At 60.8% G+C, this 23,132-nt stretch carries 22 protein-coding genes; 10 read left to right on the top strand and 12 right to left on the bottom strand.

Annotated elements, in window-relative coordinates; genetic code table 11:
• Window positions 1–77 precede the first annotated feature (77 nt).
• Complete coding sequence (locus tag ACUN0G_RS27450) at window positions 78–1,133, bottom strand: PDDEXK nuclease domain-containing protein (RefSeq protein ID WP_445574858.1); 1,056 nt, start codon at window positions 1,131–1,133, stop codon at window positions 78–80.
• Between the two features lie 184 nt (window positions 1,134–1,317).
• Between ACUN0G_RS27450 and ACUN0G_RS27445 the strand changes: the two genes are divergently transcribed.
• Window positions 1,318–1,974: a helix-turn-helix transcriptional regulator gene (locus ACUN0G_RS27445; RefSeq protein WP_445574857.1), complete on the top strand. Its 657-nt coding sequence runs from the start codon at window positions 1,318–1,320 to the stop codon at window positions 1,972–1,974.
• Window positions 1,975–2,235: 261 nt separating this feature from the next.
• Here ACUN0G_RS27445 and ACUN0G_RS27440 read toward each other — a convergent pair whose 3' ends face one another.
• Together ACUN0G_RS27440 and ACUN0G_RS27435 are read right to left on the bottom strand one after the other, a co-directional pair.
• Complete coding sequence (locus ACUN0G_RS27440; protein ID WP_445574856.1) at window positions 2,236–3,252, bottom strand: hypothetical protein; 1,017 nt, start codon at window positions 3,250–3,252, stop codon at window positions 2,236–2,238.
• A 94-nt stretch (window positions 3,253–3,346) separates the two neighbouring features.
• Window positions 3,347–4,252, bottom strand: a complete 906-nt coding sequence (locus ACUN0G_RS27435) for a LysR family transcriptional regulator (protein ID WP_445574855.1) — start codon at window positions 4,250–4,252, stop codon at window positions 3,347–3,349.
• A gap of 168 nt (window positions 4,253–4,420) precedes the next feature.
• On the opposite strand from ACUN0G_RS27435, the gene ACUN0G_RS27430 reads away from it, so the two are divergent.
• Entirely contained in the window at window positions 4,421–5,188 is a 768-nt protein-coding gene (locus ACUN0G_RS27430; protein ID WP_445574854.1) for an AraC family transcriptional regulator, read from the top strand.
• Between the two features lie 6 nt (window positions 5,189–5,194).
• Here the strand turns inward: ACUN0G_RS27430 and ACUN0G_RS27425 are convergent, their stop codons facing one another.
• The 3 genes from ACUN0G_RS27425 to ACUN0G_RS27415 form a co-directional block, all read right to left on the bottom strand.
• A complete protein-coding gene (locus ACUN0G_RS27425) occupies window positions 5,195–6,511 on the bottom strand; it encodes an OprD family outer membrane porin (RefSeq protein WP_445574853.1) in 1,317 nt (438 codons plus the stop codon).
• 238 nt (window positions 6,512–6,749) lie between these two features.
• Window positions 6,750–7,253: a FadR/GntR family transcriptional regulator gene (locus ACUN0G_RS27420; protein ID WP_445574852.1), complete on the bottom strand. Its 504-nt coding sequence runs from the start codon at window positions 7,251–7,253 to the stop codon at window positions 6,750–6,752.
• A 73-nt stretch (window positions 7,254–7,326) separates the two neighbouring features.
• Window positions 7,327–9,459 carry an FUSC family protein gene (locus ACUN0G_RS27415; RefSeq protein ID WP_445575611.1) on the bottom strand — a complete coding sequence of 711 codons (2,133 nt, stop codon included), beginning with the start codon at window positions 9,457–9,459 and terminating at the stop codon, window positions 7,327–7,329.
• Between the two features lie 254 nt (window positions 9,460–9,713).
• Here ACUN0G_RS27415 and ACUN0G_RS27410 point away from each other — a divergent pair, with 254 nt between their 5' ends.
• Window positions 9,714–10,661, top strand: a complete 948-nt coding sequence (locus tag ACUN0G_RS27410) for a LysR family transcriptional regulator (RefSeq protein WP_445574851.1) — start codon at window positions 9,714–9,716, stop codon at window positions 10,659–10,661.
• Here the strand turns inward: ACUN0G_RS27410 and ispC are convergent, their stop codons facing one another.
• On the bottom strand, window positions 10,662–11,903 hold the full coding sequence (ispC, locus tag ACUN0G_RS27405) for a 1-deoxy-D-xylulose-5-phosphate reductoisomerase (protein ID WP_445574850.1): 1,242 nt from the start codon (window positions 11,901–11,903) through the stop codon (window positions 10,662–10,664). It abuts the gene before it with no gap.
• A 282-nt stretch (window positions 11,904–12,185) separates the two neighbouring features.
• Between ispC and ACUN0G_RS27400 the strand changes: the two genes are divergently transcribed.
• Window positions 12,186–12,929 carry an SDR family NAD(P)-dependent oxidoreductase gene (locus tag ACUN0G_RS27400; protein ID WP_445574849.1) on the top strand — a complete coding sequence of 248 codons (744 nt, stop codon included), beginning with the start codon at window positions 12,186–12,188 and terminating at the stop codon, window positions 12,927–12,929.
• 16 nt (window positions 12,930–12,945) lie between these two features.
• Here the strand turns inward: ACUN0G_RS27400 and ACUN0G_RS27395 are convergent, their stop codons facing one another.
• Window positions 12,946–14,112 (bottom strand): MFS transporter, encoded by a 1,167-nt coding sequence (locus ACUN0G_RS27395; RefSeq protein ID WP_445574848.1) that lies wholly within the window; start codon window positions 14,110–14,112, stop codon window positions 12,946–12,948.
• Complete coding sequence (locus tag ACUN0G_RS27390; RefSeq protein ID WP_421523602.1) at window positions 14,109–15,131, bottom strand: zinc-dependent alcohol dehydrogenase family protein; 1,023 nt, start codon at window positions 15,129–15,131, stop codon at window positions 14,109–14,111. The genes ACUN0G_RS27395 and ACUN0G_RS27390 overlap by 4 nt, the downstream gene beginning before the upstream one ends.
• A 149-nt stretch (window positions 15,132–15,280) precedes the next feature.
• On the opposite strand from ACUN0G_RS27390, the gene ACUN0G_RS27385 reads away from it, so the two are divergent.
• Window positions 15,281–16,207, top strand: coding sequence for a LysR family transcriptional regulator (locus tag ACUN0G_RS27385; RefSeq protein WP_445574847.1), 927 nt, complete (start codon window positions 15,281–15,283; stop codon window positions 16,205–16,207).
• On the opposite strand, the gene ACUN0G_RS27380 is transcribed toward ACUN0G_RS27385, so the two are convergent.
• Complete coding sequence (locus ACUN0G_RS27380) at window positions 16,208–16,612, bottom strand: winged helix-turn-helix transcriptional regulator (RefSeq protein WP_421523604.1); 405 nt, start codon at window positions 16,610–16,612, stop codon at window positions 16,208–16,210.
• Window positions 16,613–16,702: 90 nt separating this feature from the next.
• Between ACUN0G_RS27380 and ACUN0G_RS27375 the strand changes: the two genes are divergently transcribed.
• Window positions 16,703–17,632 carry an aromatic alcohol reductase gene (locus ACUN0G_RS27375; RefSeq protein ID WP_421552451.1) on the top strand — a complete coding sequence of 310 codons (930 nt, stop codon included), beginning with the start codon at window positions 16,703–16,705 and terminating at the stop codon, window positions 17,630–17,632.
• Here ACUN0G_RS27375 and ACUN0G_RS27370 read toward each other — a convergent pair.
• On the bottom strand, window positions 17,607–18,161 hold the full coding sequence (locus ACUN0G_RS27370) for a putative natural product biosynthesis protein (RefSeq protein WP_445574846.1): 555 nt from the start codon (window positions 18,159–18,161) through the stop codon (window positions 17,607–17,609). The two genes, ACUN0G_RS27375 and ACUN0G_RS27370, sit on opposite strands and share 26 nt — an antisense overlap.
• Window positions 18,162–18,223: 62 nt before the next feature.
• The gene (locus ACUN0G_RS27365) at window positions 18,224–18,607 is read right to left on the bottom strand and encodes a DUF2946 domain-containing protein (protein WP_445575610.1); all 384 of its coding nucleotides are present in this window, start codon (window positions 18,605–18,607) and stop codon (window positions 18,224–18,226) included.
• A gap of 265 nt (window positions 18,608–18,872) precedes the next feature.
• Between ACUN0G_RS27365 and ACUN0G_RS27360 the strand changes: the two genes are divergently transcribed.
• The 4 genes from ACUN0G_RS27360 to ACUN0G_RS27345 all read left to right on the top strand — a co-directional run bounded on the left by ACUN0G_RS27360 (window position 18,873) and on the right by ACUN0G_RS27345 (window position 23,132).
• A complete protein-coding gene (locus ACUN0G_RS27360; RefSeq protein ID WP_076017103.1) occupies window positions 18,873–19,478 on the top strand; it encodes an SCO family protein in 606 nt (201 codons plus the stop codon).
• Window positions 19,478–19,954, top strand: coding sequence for a copper chaperone PCu(A)C (locus ACUN0G_RS27355; RefSeq protein ID WP_445574845.1), 477 nt, complete (start codon window positions 19,478–19,480; stop codon window positions 19,952–19,954). The genes ACUN0G_RS27360 and ACUN0G_RS27355 overlap by 1 nt, the downstream gene beginning before the upstream one ends.
• 299 nt (window positions 19,955–20,253) lie before the next feature.
• The gene (locus tag ACUN0G_RS27350; RefSeq protein ID WP_445574844.1) at window positions 20,254–21,501 is read left to right on the top strand and encodes an OprD family porin; all 1,248 of its coding nucleotides are present in this window, start codon (window positions 20,254–20,256) and stop codon (window positions 21,499–21,501) included.
• A gap of 20 nt (window positions 21,502–21,521) precedes the next feature.
• The gene (locus tag ACUN0G_RS27345) at window positions 21,522–23,132 is read left to right on the top strand and encodes an argininosuccinate lyase (RefSeq protein ID WP_445574843.1); all 1,611 of its coding nucleotides are present in this window, start codon (window positions 21,522–21,524) and stop codon (window positions 23,130–23,132) included.

The following is a 23,132-nucleotide window of genomic DNA, read 5'->3' as shown; positions in this document are numbered from 1 at the left end:
GCTTTCCTTGGGTGAGTTCCTTTCAAGGCGCTTATTGTGCCGACGCGATTGCCAATGTCCAGCCTGTCGGCACAGTACTACGAAGCACTGGCCATGGAGGGGCGATCACTTGCCAGTTCACGTTCAATCTGTTCGATGCTGGGCAGGCTGGTTTGCAGCTCTGCCGGCAGGGATTCCACCAGCTGATACTCGGCAACCCCAATAGGACGGGAGCTGTCACGCAGAGCGTATTCGGCCACTACTTCGTTCTTGCTCTTGCACAGCAGCAGGCCGATGGTGGGGCTGTCCTGCGGGTGCTTGAGCTGGTCGTCTACCGCCGCGAGGTAAAAGCCCAACTGCCCCAGATGGTCGGGTTTGAATTTACCGGCCTTGAGTTCGATCACCACGTAGCACCTCAGCTTGAGGTGATAAAACAGCAGGTCGACGAAAAACTCCTCGCCCCCTACGTCCAGCAATACTTGCCGTCCCACGAAGGCAAAACCGGCGCCCAGCTCCAGCAGAAAATCGGTGACATGTTTGACCAGGGCGTTTTCGATTTCACGCTCCTGCGCGTCAAGGGACAGGCCCAGGAAGTCGAAACGGTAAGGATCCTTAAGTGATTCGCGAGCCAGGTCGGATTGCGCCTTGGGCAGCAGTCCGTCAAAGTTGCTGACCGCGTTGCCGCTGCGTTCCAGCAGGCGAACTTCGATTTGCATCACCAGGATGTTGCGCGACCAGTTGTGTTCGATGGCCTGTGCAATGTACCAGCGACGGGTTTCGGGGCCGGGCAACCTGTCCAGCAACACCAGATTATGGCCCCAAGGCAATTGTGCAGCAGCCTGTTGCACAAATTCGGAATCCGGCCACGCCTCCGCAAATGCACGCATGTACTTCAGGTTACGCGGCGAAAAACCCTTCATCTCCGGAAATGCTGAACGCAAATCCTGCGCCAGCCGCTCAATCACCTTGCTCCCCCAGCCCTGCCGCGCCTGCCGGGTCAGAATATCCTGGCCGATTTGCCAATACAGCAACACCAGCTCGCGGTTTACCGCCAGGGTGGCGCGCTGCTGGGCGCAGTGGATTCGACTCTTGAGATCGGACAGCCAGTCGCTGTATCCCTCGGGTGGTGTGTTCAGGCTATCGGGGGGTCTCACTCATTCCTTTTCCCTCGTGGGTTGGGCAGGCGGCCGATAGTAGCGAGGGAAAAATGCGTGATGGGCCAGCAGAATGCTTTCGATACAAATCAACTGGAACCGTACCTTCAGGCGCATCAAGGGGTGCCTCAACATGCGTGCTGTGGTCAAATGAGCCGGTCACTTCCATGGTTATTCCCGATCTATGAACGCCACACCCACCGACGACAGCCAGGCATCCACCGGGGACCGCATCCTGTTCCTGCTCAAGACCCGTGGCCCGCTGAAAACCACGGACCTGGCTGCGCTGCTGGACATCACCTCCGAAGCCGCCCGCCAGCAAATCCAGAAGTTGCAGGTCGCGGAGTTGATCGTCGGCGTATCAGCCCCCATCTCGGGTGCCGGTCGGCCATCCTTGAAGTGGACCCTGACCGAGACCGCCCAGAGCAAATTCCCCGATTCCCATAGCGTGCTGACCTTGCACCTGATCGAGTCCATCGAAGGGATTTTTGGCAGTGAAGGCGTGGAAAAAGTCATCGCCAGCATGGAGGCGACCGCCAAGCACGAATACATCCAGGCCTGCTCCGCCGCATCGAGCTTGCAGGAGAAAGTCGCGATCCTGGTGCAGATTCGTGAGCGCGCCGGGTACATGGCGCAGATGGAGCCGCTGGACGATGGCTGGCTACTGGTGGAAAACCACTGCCCGATCTGCGTGGCCGCCCGCAAATGCCAGGGTTTCTGCCGTTCGGAGTTGCAGATTTTCCAGGCTGCGCTGGGCGATGAGAATGTGGTGGAACGCTGCGAGCATTTGATCTCTGGGGATCGACGCTGCGCCTACAGCATCCAGCCCCGCCACCCGTAAGAAAGAGGCTGCGATGGGCTGCGCAGCAACCGCAATTCCAGCGCCGCAGTGTCCCGGATACACCAACGGTTCAGGATTCACGACCGCTGCGCAGTCCATCGCAGCCTAAGCCTCAAGCCGTACTCAAGCCCATTGCAGGAAGGACAGATTCCGGTGTAGTGGCGCAATGCCCATAAACCATATAACCAAGTAATATCTTGGATAATACGTTGAGCGCTTTGAATTACACAAGCCATTACTTTTTACGGTGCCGTAAACAGCCTAAACCCTGACTCCCAGCATGCCGCTGGTAATGATGATCGTGACTATGGCGCCCATGCCAATCACCAGCCAGGTCAACAGCGAACTGCGTGACTCGCTGACATTGTGATTACGCAATACACCTCGCAAACCACAACCCAGATGCCCAATCAGCAGGAACACCGCCAGCGAGTAATGCGGCAGCAGCCGAATGCTCCATGGATCCGCCAATAACCCTACGGGCTCGGCCACGGCCCAGGCGTAATCGGTGTCGGTGCCGAAGTAACGCGCCAGGGTAAACACCGAGTTGATATGGGACGCGATAAACAGCGAGAGATAGGCGCCGGAGGCGGTTTGTAACGCGTCCAGCAGGTCGGCACGCGTGACGGTCTTCGGGCGAATCAACACCAGCCCGCTGAGAATCTGGAAGAAAAACGTGACAATGATCACCGGCTCCAGCCAGCCATTGCGATACACCCGTCGCAGCACGTCCATCACCGACTTATGCACATCGGTACCCAGCACACCCAACAGGTGGTTGAACAGGTGCGGCGCGAGAAACACCAACAGGATCGCCACCGAGGCGACGCCGTGGGCGACACGCAGCTTGATATAGGTCTTGTCCAAGGTCACCAGGCTGATGCTCGAGCCTGTTGACGACACCATCGCAAAAAAGCTTGCCAGCGCCAGCCACAGCCCGCTCCATACAGCGATGTCGTGGCCCTCGATTTTCATCAGGTACAGCAAGACGCCCATCAGCGTGTACGCAGGAGGCGCAGCCACCGCCAGACACGACAAGCGTCGCGCCAGGACCAGGCGTGCGCTCATGACCGGTTGAACACCGGTGACATACACACAGGCAAACGCCAACAGCGGCACCGCATAGGCACTCAGGATCAGCGCCAGGACGACCGGGGTGCCGGCGCCTGCCACATGCGCCTGGTTACTCCACGCCAGCGCCCACGGATAGTACAGCGCCGCGGCGAACGGCAGCAGCCACAGCCATTCCAGCCAGGGTTTGATAGCTTTGCTTAACATATTGATTTCCCGGTGATAAATATCACCCGGATAGTGCCCAGCCATCGCCACCCGCGACAATTAGGCACCCAGGCAAAAGCCTTTTACCCAATGGTCATGCCTGGAAGGCTTGCACCATGTAGTCGACGAACAGCTTGACTCGCAGCGGTACCTTGTCGCGCTGCCGATAGCAGATGTAATGCCCCCTGCCCCGAGCCTGCGCCGCATAACCCGGCAGCAAAACGATCAAACGCTGTTGCGCGATCCAGTGCTGCGCCTGATAGCCGGCCAGCTGTGCCACACCACCGCCGGCTACGGCCGCGAGCGCCACTAGCTCCGGGTCATTGAACAACTGGCTGTAAGGCAACGGCAGCCGCATGAACTGCCCGTCGACTTCAAACTCCCACACATGCGGCTTGCCCGATTGCGCCAGGCGAAAGGCGATGGTTTTGTGCGCCGCCAGGTCTTCAAGGGTCTGCGGGTAGCCGGCTGAGTGCAGGTACTCAGGCGCGGCGCAGGTGACGAAACTCATCGGCGCCAGTTGCCTGGCGATCACATCGGCGTCCTCCAGCCGCCCGTTGCGAATCGCGACATCCACGCGACCTTCGGCGAAATCCACATGGCGATCATTCAGATCAAATTCGAGGGTGATGTCCGGGTGGGACTTACAGAACCCAGGCAACAGCGGCGCAATGCACTTGCGCCCAAACCCAACCGTGGAACTCACACGAACCACACCAGCCGGCGACTGGGCGGATTGCTTGAGGGCTTCGGTAGCGCGCACCAGATGCTCGACACTGGGCAGGCACTCTTGAAAAAACCGGCGCCCTTCCTGCGTGACCGCTACGCTGTGGGTCGTGCGTTCCAGCAGCTTGATCGCCAGTTGGGTTTCCAGGCGCGTAATGCTGCGACTCACCGAAGGCACTGAAATGCCCAGGTCGCGTGCTGCCTCGCTGAAGCTTTCGCTGGCCGCGACTTTCATGAAGGCGATGACGCCGGCGAAGTTTTTTCCGATGGACATCGGTGGGTTTCCTTGAAAGGCGCACGCCAAAAGCCCCGACAGTACCCAACTGCAAACCCAAGCGCCCTAGCCAATCCGACGGTTTTTCAGTAGGCCAACCTGCGACTTTACAGCCCTTTTGATCTGGCACAAAATTCCGCCTTATCTAGAAAATATCGGGATCGCGCCATGCTTGAACACCCATCGATTAAGTTTGGCGCGGCCCCCGTGCAAGGTTTGGTCCGGGAGTATTTGCCCGGCTTGCGTGAACCTCACGTTCACCCGGAACACGCGCAAATCATGTACGCCATCAAAGGTTCGATGACGGTACTGACGGCCGAAGGCATCTGGGTTCTGCCACCGCAGCGGGCGCTCTGGATTCCGCCAGGTGTCAGCCACACCTTCAAGCATTCGCGTCAGGTGTCGATGCGTACCGTATATGTGCGTCAGGGCGCGGCCAGCATTCCACCGTGGGCCCGCTGCGCGGTGTTAAATGTCGGGACGCTGGTGCGCGAGCTGATCCTGGCCTGCGCGCAACTGCCGGGCGAATACCCCGAGCACAGCCGCGAAAGCCGCCTGGGCACCGTGCTGCTGGACCACCTGGCATTGCTTGAGCAAGACGCCTTTTACCTGCCGGAACCCTCGGATAAACGCGCGGTGCGCGCCGCCAACCTGATCAAGCAAAACCCCAACGACACTCGGCCACTCAAGGACATCGCCTTCGAGGTGGGCGCCAGTGCACGCACCCTGGAGCGGCTGTTTGCTGCCCAGACCCGCATGGGCTTCGGCGCCTGGCGCCAACGCTTGCGGATGATGGTGGCCCTGGAAAACCTCGCGGCGGGGGAAAGCGTCAGCAGCACCGCCGCCGCGATTGGCTACGAAAGCTCCAGCAGCTTTATCGCCGTGTTCCGCTCGGTGTTCGGTTGCAGCCCGGCCAGGTATTTCGCCCAGCGTTGAGCCGGCCTACAGCAAGGGAATGCTGTAGCTGATCATCAACCGGGCTTCGTCTTTGTCAGCGCTGTCATTACCCCGCAGCACCGCACCACGCCACATGAACCCAAGCCCCTTGAAGGTGCCGGCAGGAATCACATAGTCAACCCGCACGTCCCGCTCCCACTCGGTATTGTCACGACCTGCCGTGCGGATGTGGCTGCCATGTATGTAGGTGACGCTGGTCTTCAGCCCCGCCACGTCCAGGTTCGCAAAGTCATAGGCATAGCTGGCCACCGTAGCCTGTTCCCCGGCGTTGACGAACTTCAACGACTGGGAGTTGGTGATCAAATACACCGAGCGGCCCTGCCCCTGGTTGATATGGGGGAAGTCACTTTCGCCCGTGGTTTTCTGATACCCCAGGCTCACCGAATGGCCTTGCAGCGAATAAGTAAACAAGGCACTCCACAGGTTATTGTCGACCTTGCCATTGTTGACGCCCGGCCCGTAGTAACCCGAGCTGACGTAGCCCTCGGCACGCCCCGCCGCATTGGAGTTCTTACCGTCCGAGGTACTGTGGAAGTAGCGCAGGTCACTCTTGAACTGGCCCACCGGCAACTGCCAGTTGTGCACCAGGCCGAAGAAGTGTTGCTGGTAAAAGTTTTCAAGATTCGCGTAGTAATACTGCAACTGCATCTGCTTGCTTACGGCGTAATCCACACCACCGTAGTAAAACTGATTGCTGGACGTGCCCTTGACCGGATCGTTCGCGCCGGCGATGGACAAGCCCTGGCCGTTGCTGGAGTTACGGTCAAGCACCTGCTCGATTTTGCCGGCGACGAGGTTGAAGTCTTTCAGGTCCTTGGAGTCCACCTGGTAGCCACGAAAGGTCTGGGGCAGCAACCGGCCGTCTTCATACATCAGCACCGGCACCCGGGGCATCAGCGTGCCCACTTTCAGTTGGGTCTGGGAGATGCGCACTTTGCCGGTGACCCCGGTCTTGCTGAAATCATTGGCAGCCTTGCCATCAGACAGCGGGAAGACGCTACCGGGTGTGTTGTCCTCCCCCACCTTGCCGGCACGCCCTGACGCATCCAGCCGTACGCCGTACAGCTCTTGCAGATCCAACCCCAGGCCCACCACCCCCTCGGTGAAACCGGACTGATAATTGAACATGAAGGCCTGGCCCCATTCCCGGTCCGAGGCCCCCTTGGCATTGCGCGTGTCCTGGTTGAGATAGAAGTTGCGCAGGTCCAGGGTCGCTTTACTGTCGTCGATAAAACCCGATGCAGCCGCCTGCTGTACAACGCCGAAAGAAACGGCCAGGGCCAGGTAAGTCTTGTGGTTCATGAAGGCTCCGAACAGTGAACACGACTGTCCCGTCGACCCAGTGATGGCAGCCGTTTTTTATTGTGTGTTGCAGTGTTTTCATTCGACGGGAGGCGCGCACGATATAGGCCTGGCGGTTGTGAAAACAGCCGCCAAAACGGGCATTCACTTTTTCAGTTTTTGTAACAATGAGGACGACGCGCAGGCGTCTGGAACGGGCTTTCCACGAGGGTCTGGAGTCAACTGCGAGTACAACGACTCACGCTGCAGTGCCGTCTCGCTCCGACAGCCAGCTGAGCTTTTCCAGCATGGGATCGAACTTCGCGCGTACCGCCTCAACTGCCGCGTCTTCATCGCCAAAGATAATCGCCTGGACGACTCGCGCATGGGCTTCAAGCCCCGGCTCATACAACTCGTTGTCGGCAAAAATCGCCAGGTACTGGCTGTGGAACGAAGAGCTGAATGCGCGGTACATCGACTGCAAGACCACGTTGTGGGAAGCTACGGCCACCGCACCGTGCAAGGCCTGGTCGCGGTCGACGAAATCGTCGAGTTGATCGCCGAGGTTATATTCGCCACGCCGCGCCAGGGCGTGCCACAACCGGCGGATATCCTCCAGGGTGCGACGGCGCGCAGCGAGTCGGGCGGTTTCGACTTCCAGCAGGTACTGGGCCTCCAGGTGGTCGCGGATCGCGCTACGTTGTTCACGAATGCCATCGATGATCGAGGCGACCCAGGCGTGATTGCAAAGACCGGCGTACATGGGCAACTCCTGAAAGATCATGCCCCTCGAGTATGGAGATTGATGCTCATCCAGACTCCTTCCGGCCCGCCAACTAGTCGCTCGATTGCGCCACTTTTTCTCCCGGCTGGTTGTAGTGGACCAGCGGCGATTGCGGGTCGAGCAGCCAGGTGCGGATGAAGTGCAGGTAGCTTTCCACCCGTCTCAGGGCTGAAGTCTCAAAGTGCCCGGCGAATGGCTCATCGGTCTGTTGCACGCACTCAATGGCGTGCTCGACAGCCTCCAGCGCGCGCTGCAAATAACCGGGCCCAGGCTTGATGAACAACCGCACCAGTGCGCGACCCATTGCCCGGATGGCGAGGCGCCAGGGCATGCTCTCGGCGTAACAGGCCTGCGCCGGCAACCGGGCCTGCTCGCGGCGCAACTCGATGATGGCGTGCCCCACGTCCAGTACCACGAACGTCCAGCGCAGCAGGCGATGCTGCACCGATGCCCTGCCCGCCGCAAAGTTGTAGGCCTGGTTGAGCAGGTCGCGGGTGCCGCTTTCGAAACCGGAGCCCAGCGCCGGCAACGGCGCGGTGATGGCAACCACCACCTGGCGGCGCAGATCCTGTTCCAGCCGGCGCCACAGCCAAGGGCTGTTGGGTGGCAGGATAATCGCCCCCGCCGCGGCGCACACCAACATGCCAAACACCATGGCGAGATAGTCATTGATCAGCCCGTAGGGGTTGTACAGCGTCAGGTTGGCAGGCACTGAACTGGTGCCGAAAAACACCAGCATGCCCAGGCCATAGCCGGCCCATTGCGGCCTCGCCAGCCAGAACGAACCCAGTACGATCACCGGCGCCATGACCACGCACAGCAACGGAAAACCGTCGATCATCGGGTACACGAAAAACACTTCGAAAATGCCAATCACCGCTGCCAGTAGCGTACCGCAGGCGATTTGAAACGACATGCGCCTGGGGTTGGCAGAGAACGCCGACAGGCCTACGGTCAGCGCCGACACCAGGGTCATGGCCGCGCCGCTGGGCCAACTGGTGGCAATCCACAACGTACTGAGCACCAGTAACACCACCGCGGCGCGCAACCCGGCCGCAAGGGTCGCCAGCCAGTTGGTCCGAGGTTGAAACGGTTCGTTCCATTGCTCTCGTACATGGTTGTGATCGGCGAGGGACGCATGGGTCTGGGCGTAGCTGTGCAGCTCGTCGACAAAGCGGTAGAGCAGTTCATACGCGGTGTGAAAGTCGAGCAGGTCATCAGCTACGGGAGCGGTATGTTGCAACGCCGCACGCAGGCGCCGGACCCGGTCTGGCAAGCCGGCTTTGTAGACTTTCAGTTCGGTGGACAGCACGGCCGCGTCACGGTCCGTCAATGGGTGCCCGGCGAAGGGTTTGAGCAGCTCGACCAACGCGATCAACCCCGGATCGACGGCCTGGACCACCTCCACGCCACCGCGCAGGCGAACCCGTTCAAGCAGTTGATGCAGCGCGTTGAAACGTGTGCTGATCGCCATGAACTCGCTGTTGAGGCGGTTGATTCGCCCATTGCGCTGGCGCATGTAAGGGTCTTCGAACACGCTGACGCTGCGCATTACTTCCAGGCCAACGGCCTCGGCGATAAACCCCAGGTTGGCGCTCTCGAAGGCCGCCTGGTCACCGGTATCACGCAGGCGCTGCCGCACAAATCCGGCAAAGCGGCCAAAGCGTTGGTACAGCGTGTTGCGCATCGCCACGCTGGAGGTTTTAGGCAATACGGTGGCGCTGATCAGCGTCGCGCAGACGATCCCCAAGGTGATCTCCAGCACTCGCCAGACAGCCGCCATGAATACCTGCTGCGGATGGCCCACCACGGGAAGCCCGACCATCACCGCCGTGTAGCCGGCGAGCACAAACCCATAGGCGCGGAAGTTGCGATTGCGCGCGGCGCCACCGGAACACAACCCCACCCACAATGCCAGGCCCGCGAGAAACAGCTCGGTGCTCTGGGCAAACAGGGCCATCAACAGCACCATGAACGATGAGCCCACCAACGTGCCGATGAAGCGATAGATACTCTTGGCGAGGACGTGCCCGCTGTGGGGCTGCATCACGATAAACACGGTGGTGATCGCGGTGCTCGGTTGTGGCAGTTCCAGGCGCATCGCCAGCCACAGGGTCAGGTACGAGGCGATCAATACCTTGCCCAGGTAGATCCACATCACCCCATCGCTGCGGGCCCACTCCATGAAACCCCGGCGCCAGGGCAGCGACACCAGCCAGCGGCCCGCTCTACCGGCGATATTGAAACGACGAACAGTGAGTCGAGGCACGCGACCTTCCGGCTGACGGGAAATGGGGCGGCGACTCTAGGGGCTTCCATGCGCCCCGGTAAGTCATCAGAAACGTGAATGACTGTTACGTAAAAATCCACAATAAATAGCGTTTACAGCGATGGATGAGTTCATGCCACACTAAAAAACGTTCCACCTGGAGAGCATCGATGGACATCCTGCAGAACATGCGCATCTTCCGCTGCGTTGCCGAAGTCGGCAGTTTTACTGGCGCGGCAGTGCAGTTGAATAGCAACACCACCCATATTTCGCGCTCCATTTCCAACCTTGAAACCCACCTGCGAACCCGCCTGTTCAACCGCACCACACGCCGTACCGCACTGACCGAATCCGGCAAACGCTACCTGTTGCGTTGCGAGCAGATCCTGCGTTCCGTCGAGGAAGCGGAGCTGGAAGCCGGCGACGCCCACACACGCCCTACCGGCCAGTTGAAAGTGCACTCGATGACAGGCATCGGCCAGCACTACGTGGTGGACGCCATCGCACGCTACCGCAAGAACTACCCCGACGTGACGTTCAACCTGAGCATGAGCAACCGCACGCCCAACCTGGTCAACGAAGGGTTCGACGTGTCGATTGTGTTGGCCATTGACCTGCCCGATTCAAGCCACGTTTCACAGAAACTGGGCACGACCTACAGCATCGTCTGCGCTTCACCGTCCTACATAAAAACCTACGGCGCCGCGCAAACCCCCAAGGACCTGCTCAACCACGCCTGCCTGCGTCTGGTCAGCCCGGTAATCCCCCTGGAAGACTGGACGTTCGACGGCCCCCGTGGCCAGGAGAGCGTCACCATCAGCAGCTCGCCGTTCCTGGTGGACTCGGTCGACGCCATGAAGACCGCCATCAGCAACGACATGGGCGTGGGCATCCTGCCAGTGCATGCGGCAATCAAGGGGCTGCGCAGCGGCACTCTGGTGCGAGTCCTGCCCGAGTACCGCCTGGAAGAACTGAGCCTGTACGCCATCTACCCTTCCCGACACTACCTGGATGCAAAAATCAAAACCTGGGTGGAGTACCTGCGCAGCTCACTCCCGGAAGTGCTGGCCGACCATAAGGCTGTGCTGAAGATTCGCGACCGGGTCAGCTACGGCTGATCATCGCTGATAGTGCTGGTTCAGCCATCCGAGTGCCCACCGGCGGGCACTGGCGTCGGCCTCCATGACGCCATACAGGTCCGTCACCGCCACCACCGCCTCCTTTTCCAGGACATGCCGGATGCACTCGGCAATCTGCATGAAGCCGATGCGCCCGTCCAAAAAGGCCTGCACCGCGATCTCGTTGGCTGCATTGAGCAATGCCGGTGCCGTGCCGCCCACATCCGCCACCTCGCGCGCCAGGGCCAGGCAAGGAAAGCGCTTCTCGTCCGGTACTTCGAAATCCAGCCGGGCCACATTGAACAAATCCAGTGGTTCAACCCCTGAATCAATCCGTTGCGGCCAGGCCAGGGCATGGCTGATGGGCGTGCGCATGTCCGGGTTCCCCAACTGCGCGAGCATTGAGCCGTCGACGTAATCCACCAGCGAATGGACGACGCTTTGCGGATGGATCACTACCTCGACCTGGGACGGCCTGGCGCCGAATAACCAACAGGCCTCGATCAGTTCGAGTCCCTTGTTCATCAGGGTTGCCGAGTCCACCGAAATCTTGCGGCCCATGGACCATTTCGGGTGAGCGCAGGCTTGGTCCGGCGTTACGTTGTGCAGTTGCGCCATCGGCGTTTGGCGAAACGGCCCGCCGGAGCCAGTCAACAGGATGCGCCGCACGCCCGCGTGGGCCAGGCCGTGTTGAGCATGGGACGGCAGGCACTGAAAGATTGCGTTGTGCTCGCTGTCCAGCGGTAACAGCACCGCCCCACTGCTGCGCACCGCCTGCATGAACAACGCACCGGACATCACCAGCGCCTCTTTGTTGGCCAGGAGGATTTTCTTGCCGGCCTCGACGGCGGCCATCGTTGCATTCAACCCCGCCGCACCGACGATAGCGGCCACCACCGTGTCCACATCCCGGTGACCGGCGACGAATTTCAGACCGCTTTCGCCACCCACTACCTGAGTCTGAGAGCCCTCCTCCAATAGTTGCCTCTGCAGCGTCGCCACGGCTTGCGGCGTGGGCATCACGGCGTAGTCCGGGCGGTGCAACAAGCATTGTTTTTTCAACAGCTCCAGTTGGGTGAACCCGCTGAGGGCGAAGACTTTATAGCGCTCGGGGTGACGCGCGATAACGTCCAATACGTTGACGCCCACCGAACCGGTAGCGCCCAGCACGCTGATGGCTTGCAAGCGTTGACGGGTGGCGATCACCTGGCGAATGACTTTTTTGCGCGGAATAAGCGACATGACGTAATGAGCCTGACGTAGAGAAAACAGCCGCCATTAACCAAGGAAAGTGCCAGCGCCGTCATCGCGATAACGCCAACAACTATCGTAAAAAAGCCAAGCCTTCGATCAGCTCGAAAACGGGCCTTGGTCATAACGACTACAGCACGTCATAAGGACTACATAACACTCGTGTCATATCGACCACAAAATATATATATAACTGATTTATATGAACTTTTCATATGGCATGAATCCTGATCAGTGCTGCGCGCCCCTTTGGCAACCTATAAAGAGAACCCCATGAACAATGACTTCAACCACCGCCTTGCCGTAGTGACCGGTGCCAGTTCAGGTATCGGCCTGGCTGTCACCTGCAAGCTGCTTGAACAAGGTGCACACGTGGTCGCCATGTCGCGACAGATTGGCGAATTGGGCGCATTGGCGGAGCGTTTTGGCGAGCAGCTCTACTGGCTGGCGGGGGATGTCACCCAGGCTGCCGATCAGGCACGCCTGGCGCAGTTGACGGCGTCCATCGGACCGGTGGATTACCTCGTGCCCAATGCCGGGATCGCACAACTGGCCGATGGCCTGGACCTGGCCGCCTTTGACCGGCAATGGGCCGTCAATGGAGCCGCGGCTCTCAACACCCTCGGCAGCCTGCGCGGGCAAATGGCCGCCCAGGCGTCGGTGGTATTTATCGGTACATTCCTGGAGCTGGCGACCTTCCCTGGGCTCGCCGCGTATATCGCCTCGAAGGCCGCCTTGCGGGCGCAAATGCGCACCCTGGCGGTGGAGCTGGCGCCCCATGGCATTCGTCTGAACATGGTATCGCCCGGCCCCACCGCCACGCCGATCTGGAGCACCTTGGGGCTCAGTGACGAAGCGTTGGGCGGCGTTGCCACCACAGTCAATCAGCGCCTGCTAAATGGGAAATTCCTGGAGCCGGGCGCTATTGCCGATGTGATCCTGTTCCAGTTGAGCCAGGGCGCACGCAGTGTGTTTGGCCAGGACTGGGTAGTCGACGGCGGCTACACCCTGCGTTGACCATGGCCCCGCAGGCCTAATGCGAAGCGCACAGGTCTGCGGGCAATGCCTTGGCGCCTCCGAACGCCAAGGCCTTCCACCCAATCACAAGCAATGACAGTGCGGCAAATATCAAGCCGCAGCCAATCACTCCGGTGGTGCCGAATGCATTGATAAACAGCCCGCCCACGGACGCCCCGATCACCACGCCGGCATTCGCCGAAGACACATACAAGCTGGTTGCGAACTCATGTGCCTCGGGCGCCGACGAGGTCAGCCAGACTTGCGTGACTACCAGCCCGCAGGTATGCGCAGCGCCCCACAGCAGCACAATCAAGCTCATCGACCACCACGACGGGCTGCCGAACGCGTACAAGACCACGTACGCCGCCGCCAGCACAATGGGGTACAGCACCACCGTCGCCACCATGCTTTTGCCCAATAACCGGCCCACCAACAGGTTGCCCGTGACACCGCCCACGCCGAAGATCACCAGCATGATGCTGATGGCCTGGCCGTCCATGCCGGTCTGGGTCCTGAGGTACTCGGCGGCATAGCTGTAGACCGAAAACATCGTGGTGAACACCAGCACCGTCGCGATGATCGCCAGCCACACCGACAGGCTGCGCAGCACCGCCAGTTGCTTGCCGAAACTCAGCGGCACCGGGCGTTCATGATGGGGCAATTTCAACAGCAGTCCGACACCTGCCAACCCCGTTGCCAAGGCACAGAAGAAGAACGATGCCTCATAGGAAATACTCGCGCCCACCCATGTGGTCAGCGGCACCCCAAGCACCAGGCCCAAGGTGGTGCCCACCACGGCCAGGGCCGTGGCATGCGCCGCGCGGTCCTTGGGGTACAAGGACACCGCGGTGGAAAACGCAGCGGCAAAAAACACCGGGTGCAGCATCGCCGGAATTACCCGCAACGCCATCAAGGTTTCGAAGTTCGGCGCAAACGCCGACAGCACGCTGCACACGGAAAAACCAAAGAGCGCGCCCACCAGGATTTTCTTGCGCGCCAGGCGCGACGCCATCAGCACCAGGAAAGGCCCCAGCACCGCCACGATCAGCGCAAACAAGCCCATCAATAACCCGGCCTGAGACACGCTGATGCCGAAACGTTCGACAATCATCGGTAAAATGCCGACCACACCAAACTCCAGGGTGTAGAGACCGAAAAGACCCAGAATGATATAGATCACCGGCCGACCTCGATCACGATCTTGCCGAAAGCACCGCGCCCGAGATGAGCGAAGGCTTCAGGCACTTGCTCGAAGCCGTAGGTGTGATCGATCACCGGCTCGATGCCGTGGCGGTCGATCATGGCAATCAGGTCTTCCAATGCGCGGCGCGGCCCCACGGAGATGCCGATGATGGAGGCCCGCTTGCCCAGCAGGGCCATAACGGGAGCATTCAATTGATCACTCTCCAGCAGGCCGATCACCGAGATGCGCCCACCGTTGGCTACCGCGTGCAGGGAACGCGTTAGGTTGTCACCGCCGGCCATTTCCAGGATATGTTCGGCGCCACGCCCATCGGTCAGTGCTTGCACCGCCGTGTGCCATTCCGGTACCCGGCTGCGGTTGATGCCATGGGTGGCACCCAGCTCTATGGCGCGCGCGATCTTTTCATCGCTGCTACTGGTGATGATAACGCGGGCACCATTGGCCGCCGCCAGTTGCACCGCAAACAGCGAGACGCCACCGGTGCCCTGCACCACCACGGTATGGCCGGCGTGCAGGTGGCCCAGTTCGAACAGCGCCATCCACGCCGTCAAGGCGGCCACTGGCAAGGTGCTGGCCTGCCCTGCGGTGAGGCTGAGGGGCGCATGCGCACACCATTCGGCAGGCGTTGCCACGTACTCGGCGAGCATGCCGGGGAGCGGGCCACCCTGAGGCGGCGCTTCACTCCAGGACAGCGGAGCGCCATCGATCCATCCGGCAAAAAACGTCGACAGCACCTTGTCGCCCACCTTGAAACGCGTAACGCCCTCGCCCACGGCGACCACCGTGCCCGCCATGTCGGAGGCCGGCGTGAATGGGAATGTGAGGTCGGCGCCCATGCTGTTTTCGACCACTTCACCGTCGCGGTAATTGAGCGAGACCGCCTCGACGCGCACCAATACCTCCCCCGCCTTCGCGATGGGGCGTGGCACGTCGGCAAGGCGCAGTGTGTGCAGTCCCAATGCAGGTATTTCCCAGCGTTTCATGGTGTCGGTCATCTTGGTATTCCTCGTGAATGGGCAATGCCACAAGGATATGGGCCTGGCCTCACGGGATTAAGGGGGCGCCGGCTCCACTGTCTACGGAGCTTTTGTTCCGCAATCGGGATAAGGTAGCCAGGCCTCGCCTCAGCCAAACCGGAGCCTCGATGGACAGCCTCAACACCCTGAATGTTTTTGTGCAGGTCGCCGAAACCCGCAGCTTTGTCGCCGCCGGGCGCGTGCTGGGCGTAACGGCCTCGGCGGTCGGCAAGAGCGTGGTACGCCTGGAGGAACGCCTGGGTGTGCGCCTGTTTAACCGCAGCACCCGCAGCGTCACGCTGACTGCCGAGGGCGAGCTGTTCCTGGAGCGCAGCCGGCGCATCCTGATGGAGATCGACGAGGCCGAAGCCGAGCTTTCGCAAACCGTGTCGACACCTCGTGGCCGGCTCAAGGTCAGCCTTCCGCTGGTGGGCCATCCGTTCTTGCAGGTGCTCGCGCAATTCAAGAAAGCCTACCCCGAGGTGGAGCTGGACCTGAGCTTTACCGACCGCCGCGTGGACGTGGTGGAAGAGGGTTATGACGCCGTGCTGCGCAGCGGTGAAGCGCCCGACTCGCGCCTCACATCGCGCCTGATCGGCGGCTACCGGATGCTGCTGGTAGCATCACCGGCTTACCTCGCCGAGCGCGGCACGCCGCAACGGCCGGAAGACCTTGCCCAGCATGCATGCATCAAGTTCCGCTACCCCAACACCGGCAAAATGCAGCGCTGGCCCCTGCGCCAGGACGGGGTGGAAGCTGATTTTCAACTGCCCGCCGCGATGGTCTGCAACAACCTGGAAGCGCGCATCTGCTTTGCCGTGCAAGGTATCGGCATCGCCTACCTGGCGGATTTCGCCATTCGTGAATGGCTCGACAGCGGACAATTGGTGCCGGTGCTGGAGGCGTGTTCGGAAGCAGAGAACTTCCGGATCATGTGGCCTTCGGGCCGGCATCCAACACCCAAGCTGCGGGTGTTTATCGACTACCTGCATGCGCACCTGTTTCCCGAGGATGGGCCTGCGAGCAAACGTGCAGACTGCCGGCCTACGTCTTGATCACAGCGCCTGATCAGCGTCGAACTGCTGCCGGGATCGCCTGAATCCGTCGGCGTTTTCCACCACCCACGTCCACAACGGAATCATGTGCACCAGCAGCTGTTTGCCCAGCTCCGACAGCTGGTATTCGACCTTGGGCGGCACCTCCTGAAAGTCGTGGCGCAACACCAGTCCATCGCGCTCCAGCTGGCGCAAGGTACGCGTGAGCATGCGCTGGGTGACGCCCTCCATGCGCCGGCCGATCTCGGCATGGCGCAGTCGCCCGTTAACGCCCAACAGGTGCACGATGCCCAACGACCAGCGGTTACCCGCATGGGTCAGCACCTGGCGCTTGAGCCCGTCTTCATCGGCGCTAAGGGCTTCGCAGGCGGCTTGTGAGCGCCTGATGATCTCGTCGTTATCCACCTTCTACTCCCGGTATCACTGGTGTGCCTTCTTATACGCGGTCGGCAATTCTGCAAGCATGGCATGACTTTCACCCGAACCGAGAACCCTATGACTGCTTCGATCCTTGTACTGGGCGCCGGCGAACTGGGCCTGGCGGTACTGCGCCAACTGTCCCGCCTGGCTGCACCGCAAAATGTGCCTGTGACGGTGTTGCTGCGCCCCGCCACACTGAACTCCCCCGCCCCGGCCAAACAGCAGGAAGTCACCGAACTGCGTGCCCTGGGCATTGAGCTGCTGGCCGGTGACCTGGCCAATGGCTCCGAGGCCGAGCTGGCAACGGTGTTCGCTGACTATCACACCGTGATCAGTTGCATCGGCTTTGCCGCAGGCCCCGGCACTCAGCGCAAGCTGACCCGCGCGGTCATCGCAGGCGGCGTGAAACGTTATATACCGTGGCAGTTCGGTGTGGATTACGACGTGATCGGCCGTGGCTCGGCCCAGGACCTGTGGGACGAACAGCTTGATGTGCGCGACTTGCTGCGTGACCAACAGGGCACGCAATGGGTGATCGTCTCCACCGGGATGTTCACCAGTTTCCTGTTCGAGCCGTCCTTCGGCGTTGTCGACCTGGCACAAAACACCGTGCGCGCACTGGGGGATTGGGACACTGCCGTCACCGTCACCACGCCTGAGGACATCGGCCTGCTGACGGCGCGCATCCTGTTCAGCGAACCGCCGATCGTCAACCGAGTGGTGTACACCGCAGGCGACACCCTGACCTACGGCGAGCTGGCAGAGACCGTGGATGCGCAACTGGGGCTCACCCTCAAACGCGAACGCTGGTCGGTGACGTACCTGGAAGCGGAACTGGCCGCTGCACCCGAGGACAATCTGATGAAATACCGGGTGGCCTTCGCCCAAGGCCACGGCGTGGCCTGGGACCCCGCCGTCACCTTCAATGCCCAACAGCAGATCGCCGTCACCAGTGTTGCCCAGTGGATCAAGCAAAACCTCAAGGCACCGGCAACCACCCACTGAACCGCCCCTGGCTATCCAGCGCGCACCAGGCGAAATCCCCGGGCAGCGGCGGCAGTTTCTGCAGCGGTACGCCGCTGCCCTGCTTCCAGTCCACCACTTGCAGGGATGAACCTTGCCAGGCCACAACCACGCCCCGGGCCTGGCCGGTGTCATCGCTGACCCAACGGGCTGCCGCCGCCGTCATGAATGCTTCGATGGGTTCTTCATCGATCTGCGTGCGATACACCGAACCGAGCAACCAACGGCACACGTTTACATGGTAGGTCCAATCCAGGGAGGGACGATTGCGGTAAGCCCAGGTCATGAAACTGCGAAACAGGTTCAAGCCCTCCGGCGGGTCGAGCTTGAGCAGACCGGGGCAGATGTCGAACAAGGTGTGCCAATACGGCAGCAACCGTGCATCCAGGTGGACGAAACAGCGGGCGTTACTCGGGTATTCGACAGACGGCAACAACACATCGCCGCGCGAAGGACGGCGCGACGCCTTGCTGACCAGGCGGGCAGCGCCGGAAGGCAGGATAGAACTCATGGAACGCACTCACACTCGTGACGATAGAACGCCTCCTGGTAACAGGAAGCCCAAGGCACACGTCAGAATGCAGGGGAAGCGCGAGGGTTGGCCGAGGGCCAGGAATACCGCGGAGGCGCCTTGTTACGCTGCTCATGGGCCGGGCGTGGCTTTTGCCCCAGGCCCAGCAGCCACGCCAGGCAAAACAGGAAGACGATGCCCAGGGTCACGGCGGAGCACACCGGGCAGGCGAAGAAGTTCGACCAACTGCTGGCCGTCGGACTGCCAAGGCCGGCATCCGAAGCCGGCGCCTTGCTGCCCAGGCTTGAACAGAACTGCCCGCCCAGGCCATTCAGCTCCAGGCCCATCATCTGCCCATGGCCCAAACCGCAGACGAACACATTGAACAGGACGCAAAAATACAGGGTCCAGGCAATGAGTGAACGGTCCGGGCGGGAGAATTTCATGGCGGCGACTTTACCATCCCCCCTGTAGGAGCTGTCGAGCTTTAGCGAGGCTGCGATGCAGGCACCACGGTCTTGCAGGGACACAGAGGCGATCCATTCGCAGCCTCGCCAAAGCTCGACAGCCCCCACATTTGGTCTTGCCCGGCAGGGCCTGTGACAGAACGTCGCAGATTACGCCCAGAGGCCCGGGTTGTTAGAATGCCACGCTCTCCTCGCCTGATTTAACGCTTCGTGGTACCCAGGCGCTTCACAGGATGCACAGTTGATGAGTACGTTATTCACCCGCCGCAAAGTTCTCTCCGGCATGGGATTGCTGGGCCTGGGCCTGCTGGCTGGCTGTGACAACAGCCCGAAACTGAACTTCAAGTACGGCAAGGATCTGAGCGACAAGATCATGGGCCGTACCTTCAAGCTCAAGAACACTGACGGCGAAACCGTCACCTTGAGTTCCTTCCGCGGCTTGATGCCGGTGGTGTTCTTCGGCTTCACCCAGTGCCCGGCCGTGTGCCCGACCACCCTGGCGCGCATGGCCCAGGCGAAAAAACTGATGGGCCGCGACGGCAAGATCATGCAGGTGGTGTTTATCACCCTCGATCCGGAACGCGACACACCCGAGATTCTCGACGCCTACGTCAAGGCCTTCGACCCGAGTTTCGAAGCGCTGTATGGCACCCCAGAAGAAATCGCCGTGGCTGCCAAGGAATTCGGGATCTTTTATGAAAAGATTCCCGCCGGCGACAGCTACACCCTCTCCCACACCGCCACCAGCTTTGTGTTCGACACCCGAGGCACCCTGCGCCTGGGCCTGTCTGCCTCGCTTAACGCCAAAGAGTGCGCAGAAGACCTGCTCACCGTCATGGAGGTCTGCTAATGACTGCCGTTCAACACCTCAAACGCTTCGCCCTCGGTCTTTCCCTGCTGGGCCTCGCCGCACACGCCAGCGCACAGGCAGTGGTCACCGACGCCTGGGTACGCGCCTCGGTACCGGGCCAGCCGTCCAGCGGCGCGTTCATGACCGTCACCGCCGACAGCGACAGCAAACTGCTCAGCGTGGCGTCGCCGGTCGCCAAAACCGTGCAGATCCATGAGATGACCATGAAGGACGACGTGATGCGCATGGGCCCGGTGGACTCGGTGCCGTTGCCCGCCGGCAAGGCCGTCAAGCTCGACCCGGATGGTTATCACGTGATGCTGATCGACCTCACCGCCCAGATCAATAAAGGCGACCAGGTGCCGCTGACCGTCACCGTGGAAAATGCCAAGGGTGAAAAGCAGTCGATCGAAGTGAAGGCCCAAGCCCGTGCGTTGAATGAGACGGAAACCATGGATCACAGCAAGATGCACTAAAGCGCAGATCAAAATGTGGGGGCTTGTGTGGGAGCGGGCTTGCTCGCGAATGCGGTGTGACAGTCACCGGATGTATTGACTGATCCACCGCTTTCGCGAGCAAGCCCGCTCCCACATTTGCCCTTCAGTGCTCGAGAAATCGAGTGCACCCTCTTGATACTTTTTTCGTCTCGCCTCAACACTTTCTATATATTTTCAATCTGCAAGACAACTCGTTAGCCTGCGCAAGCCGGACGCGTCTCCCTGTCGCCGTCCGGCCAGATAATTCTAAAAATAAGCAGCAGACAACGGGAATAACAATGAACAAATCCCCCATTACCCTGGGCTTGACTTCGGCCACCCTCGGTTTGACTCTCGCCTTCCCTACCCTTGCCGAAGCTGACTTTTTCAAAGACAGCAAGGCCGACCTCGAATTTCGCAACTTCTACTTCAACAGCGATTACCGCCAGCCCAACGCCAGCCAGTCCAAACGCGATGAGTGGGCTCAAGGCCTGATCCTTAACTACCAGTCGGGTTACACCGAAGGCCTGGTGGGATTTGGCATCGATGCCATCGGCCTGCAAGGCCTGAAACTCGACTCAAGCCCCGACCGCCAAAACAGCGGCCTGCTCCCCGTCGGCGAGGATGGCGCACCGGACAGCTACAGCCGAATGGGTGCCACCGCCAAGGCGCGCATCTCCAAAAGCGTACTTAAATTCGGCACGCTGATCCCCAAGCTGCCCACCGTACTGCCCAACGATGGCCGGCTGCTGCCCCAGACTTTTCGCGGCACGCAACTGACCAGCCAGGACATCGCCGGCCTGACCTTCGACGCCGGGCGCCTGACCAGCAACACCCTGCGTAACGACAGCGGCCATGCAGACATTGAAGTCGACGGCAAAGGCATCAAGGGCGCCGTGCCCAGCGATAAATTCGACTTCGCCAGTGCCAGCTACGCCTGGACCAAAACCTTCGTCACGGGCTACCACTACGCCAACCTCGAGAACAACTACAAGCAACACATCTTCAACCTGGTCCACACCCTGCCATTGGGTGACGCGCAGTCGTTCAAGACCGACCTGCGTTACGCCGACTCCAGCAAGGAAGGCAACAGCAACATCGACAACCAGGCCTTCGGCGCCAAGTTCACCTACAGCCTCCACGGCCACTCGTTCGGCGCCGCCTACCAGCGCATGAAAGGCACCACCGGCTTCCCGCACCTGGACGGTACCGACTCCTACCTCGTCAACTACGTGATGATCTCGCCGGACTTCGCCAACCCCGAGGAAAAATCCTGGCAGGCCCGCTACGACTATGACTTCGCCGCCCTCGGCATCCCCGGCCTGACCTTCATGACCCGCTACCTCAAGGGTGACAACTTCGTGCGTACGCGCACCCTGGAAGGTACCGAGTGGGAGCGCAACACCGATATCGGCTACGTGTTCCAGAGCGGTGCCCTGAAGAACCTTGAAGTGAAATGGCGCAATGGCACGTATCGCAGCAATGGCAGCGGCAGCGATATCAACCAGAACCGCTTTATCGTCAGCTACACCCTGCCCTTGCTGTGATTTTTCCCGGAGCGTTGCACATGAATAGCAGAAAAAGCCTGATCCACCTGGCCGTCGCCTTTGCCCTGTTCAGCAGTTACGGCGCCTACGCCGCCGACACCGGCGCGTTGCCCTGCAAAACCACCGAAGAATGCGCCGCCCAGGCGGCCAAAGTCGGCGCCACGCCGGGCTCCTCGCAAAGCGCCCACAAGGCCAAGGGCGACCCGACCCAAACCCAGTTCGCCTGGTTGAACCGCATCAACAAAGCCTCGATCGTGATGCTCACCGAAGAAGGCATCGTCAAGCCGGACATGGGCCACAAGATCGCCGGCGGCGTGCGCTTTGCCATCGACCAGGCCGACCAGCCCGATGGCAAGCGCCCGGAAGACGTGCTGCAACTGGAAAAAATCATGACCGACAAGATCGGTCCGCAAGCGTCGCTGATCCACTCCGGCCGCAGCCGCCAGGACATGCTCGCCACCTACCGCCTGGCCAAACTGCGCTCCCAGGTGCTGGCCTACAGCGAGGCATTGAACGCCACCCGCCAACGCATCCTTAACATCGCCGAGAAGAACGTCGACACCCTGGTGCCCGCCTACACCAACGGCGTGCAGGCCATGCCCATCAGCTATGCGCACTACCTGCTGGCGTTTGAAGCCGCGTTTGATCGCGACGGCCAGCGTATTCGCGAACTCTACACCCGCCTCAACCTGAGCCCGATGGGCACCGCCGTGCTGGCGAATTCCGCTTACCCGCTGAACCGTGAACGCCTGGCTGAACTGCTGGGCTTTGACGGCGTGCGGGAAAACTCCCTGGACTCGAGTCAGGTGTCGACCTATGACATCCCGATCGAAGCGGCCAACCTCGCGGCATCTTCGGCGATTCGCATCGGCGCGATGATTGGTGATATCCACACCCAATACCATCAGATCCGCCCTTGGCTGCTGCTGGATGAAGAGTCCACCTACACCAGCAGCGCGATGCCGCAAAAACGCAACCCGGGGCTGTTGATGCGCACCCGGGAATCAGCCTCGGACGTGGTCGGCCTGGCGCAGACCGTGACCTTGCGCGCGCACAACGTCACCACCGGCATGACCGACTACAAGTTCGCGTTTGATTCACTGGGGCTGTTCCAGTCCACCGACGAAATGTTCAAGAGCATGGACGCGGTGCTGGATGCGCTGCAAATCAACCCGCAGCGTGCGCTGGATGAGCTGGAGTCGGAGTGGACCACTTCGATGGAGCTGGCTGACACCCTGGAGCGCCAGTTCAAGGTGCCGTTCCGCATTGGTCACAGCTTCGCGTCGCTGATCGTCACCGAGGCGCGCAGCAACGGCACCACGCCAAAGACCTTCCCGTATGCCGACGCGCAGAAGCTGTACACCCAGGCGGCAGACAAATACAAATGGACGCCGAATACCTTGCCGCTGGATGAGGCGGGTTTCCGTGCGGCGCTGTCGCCGACGACGATGGTCAAGACCCGTAAAGGCACGGGTGGGCCGCAGCCGGAAGAGGTTAAGCGGATGTTGGTGGAGGCACGCAAGAACCTCGACGCGGACCAGAGTTGGTTGAAGGAGCGTCGTGAGAAACTGAAAGGTGCTGAAGGCAACCTGGACAAGGCGTTCGACAAGTTACTCAACGCCAAGGGCTGA

It is taken from the genome of Pseudomonas sp. 32A (assembly GCF_052682255.1).
Note: the sequence above shows the minus strand (reverse complement) of the source record. Positions and strands in the feature narration are given on the sequence as shown.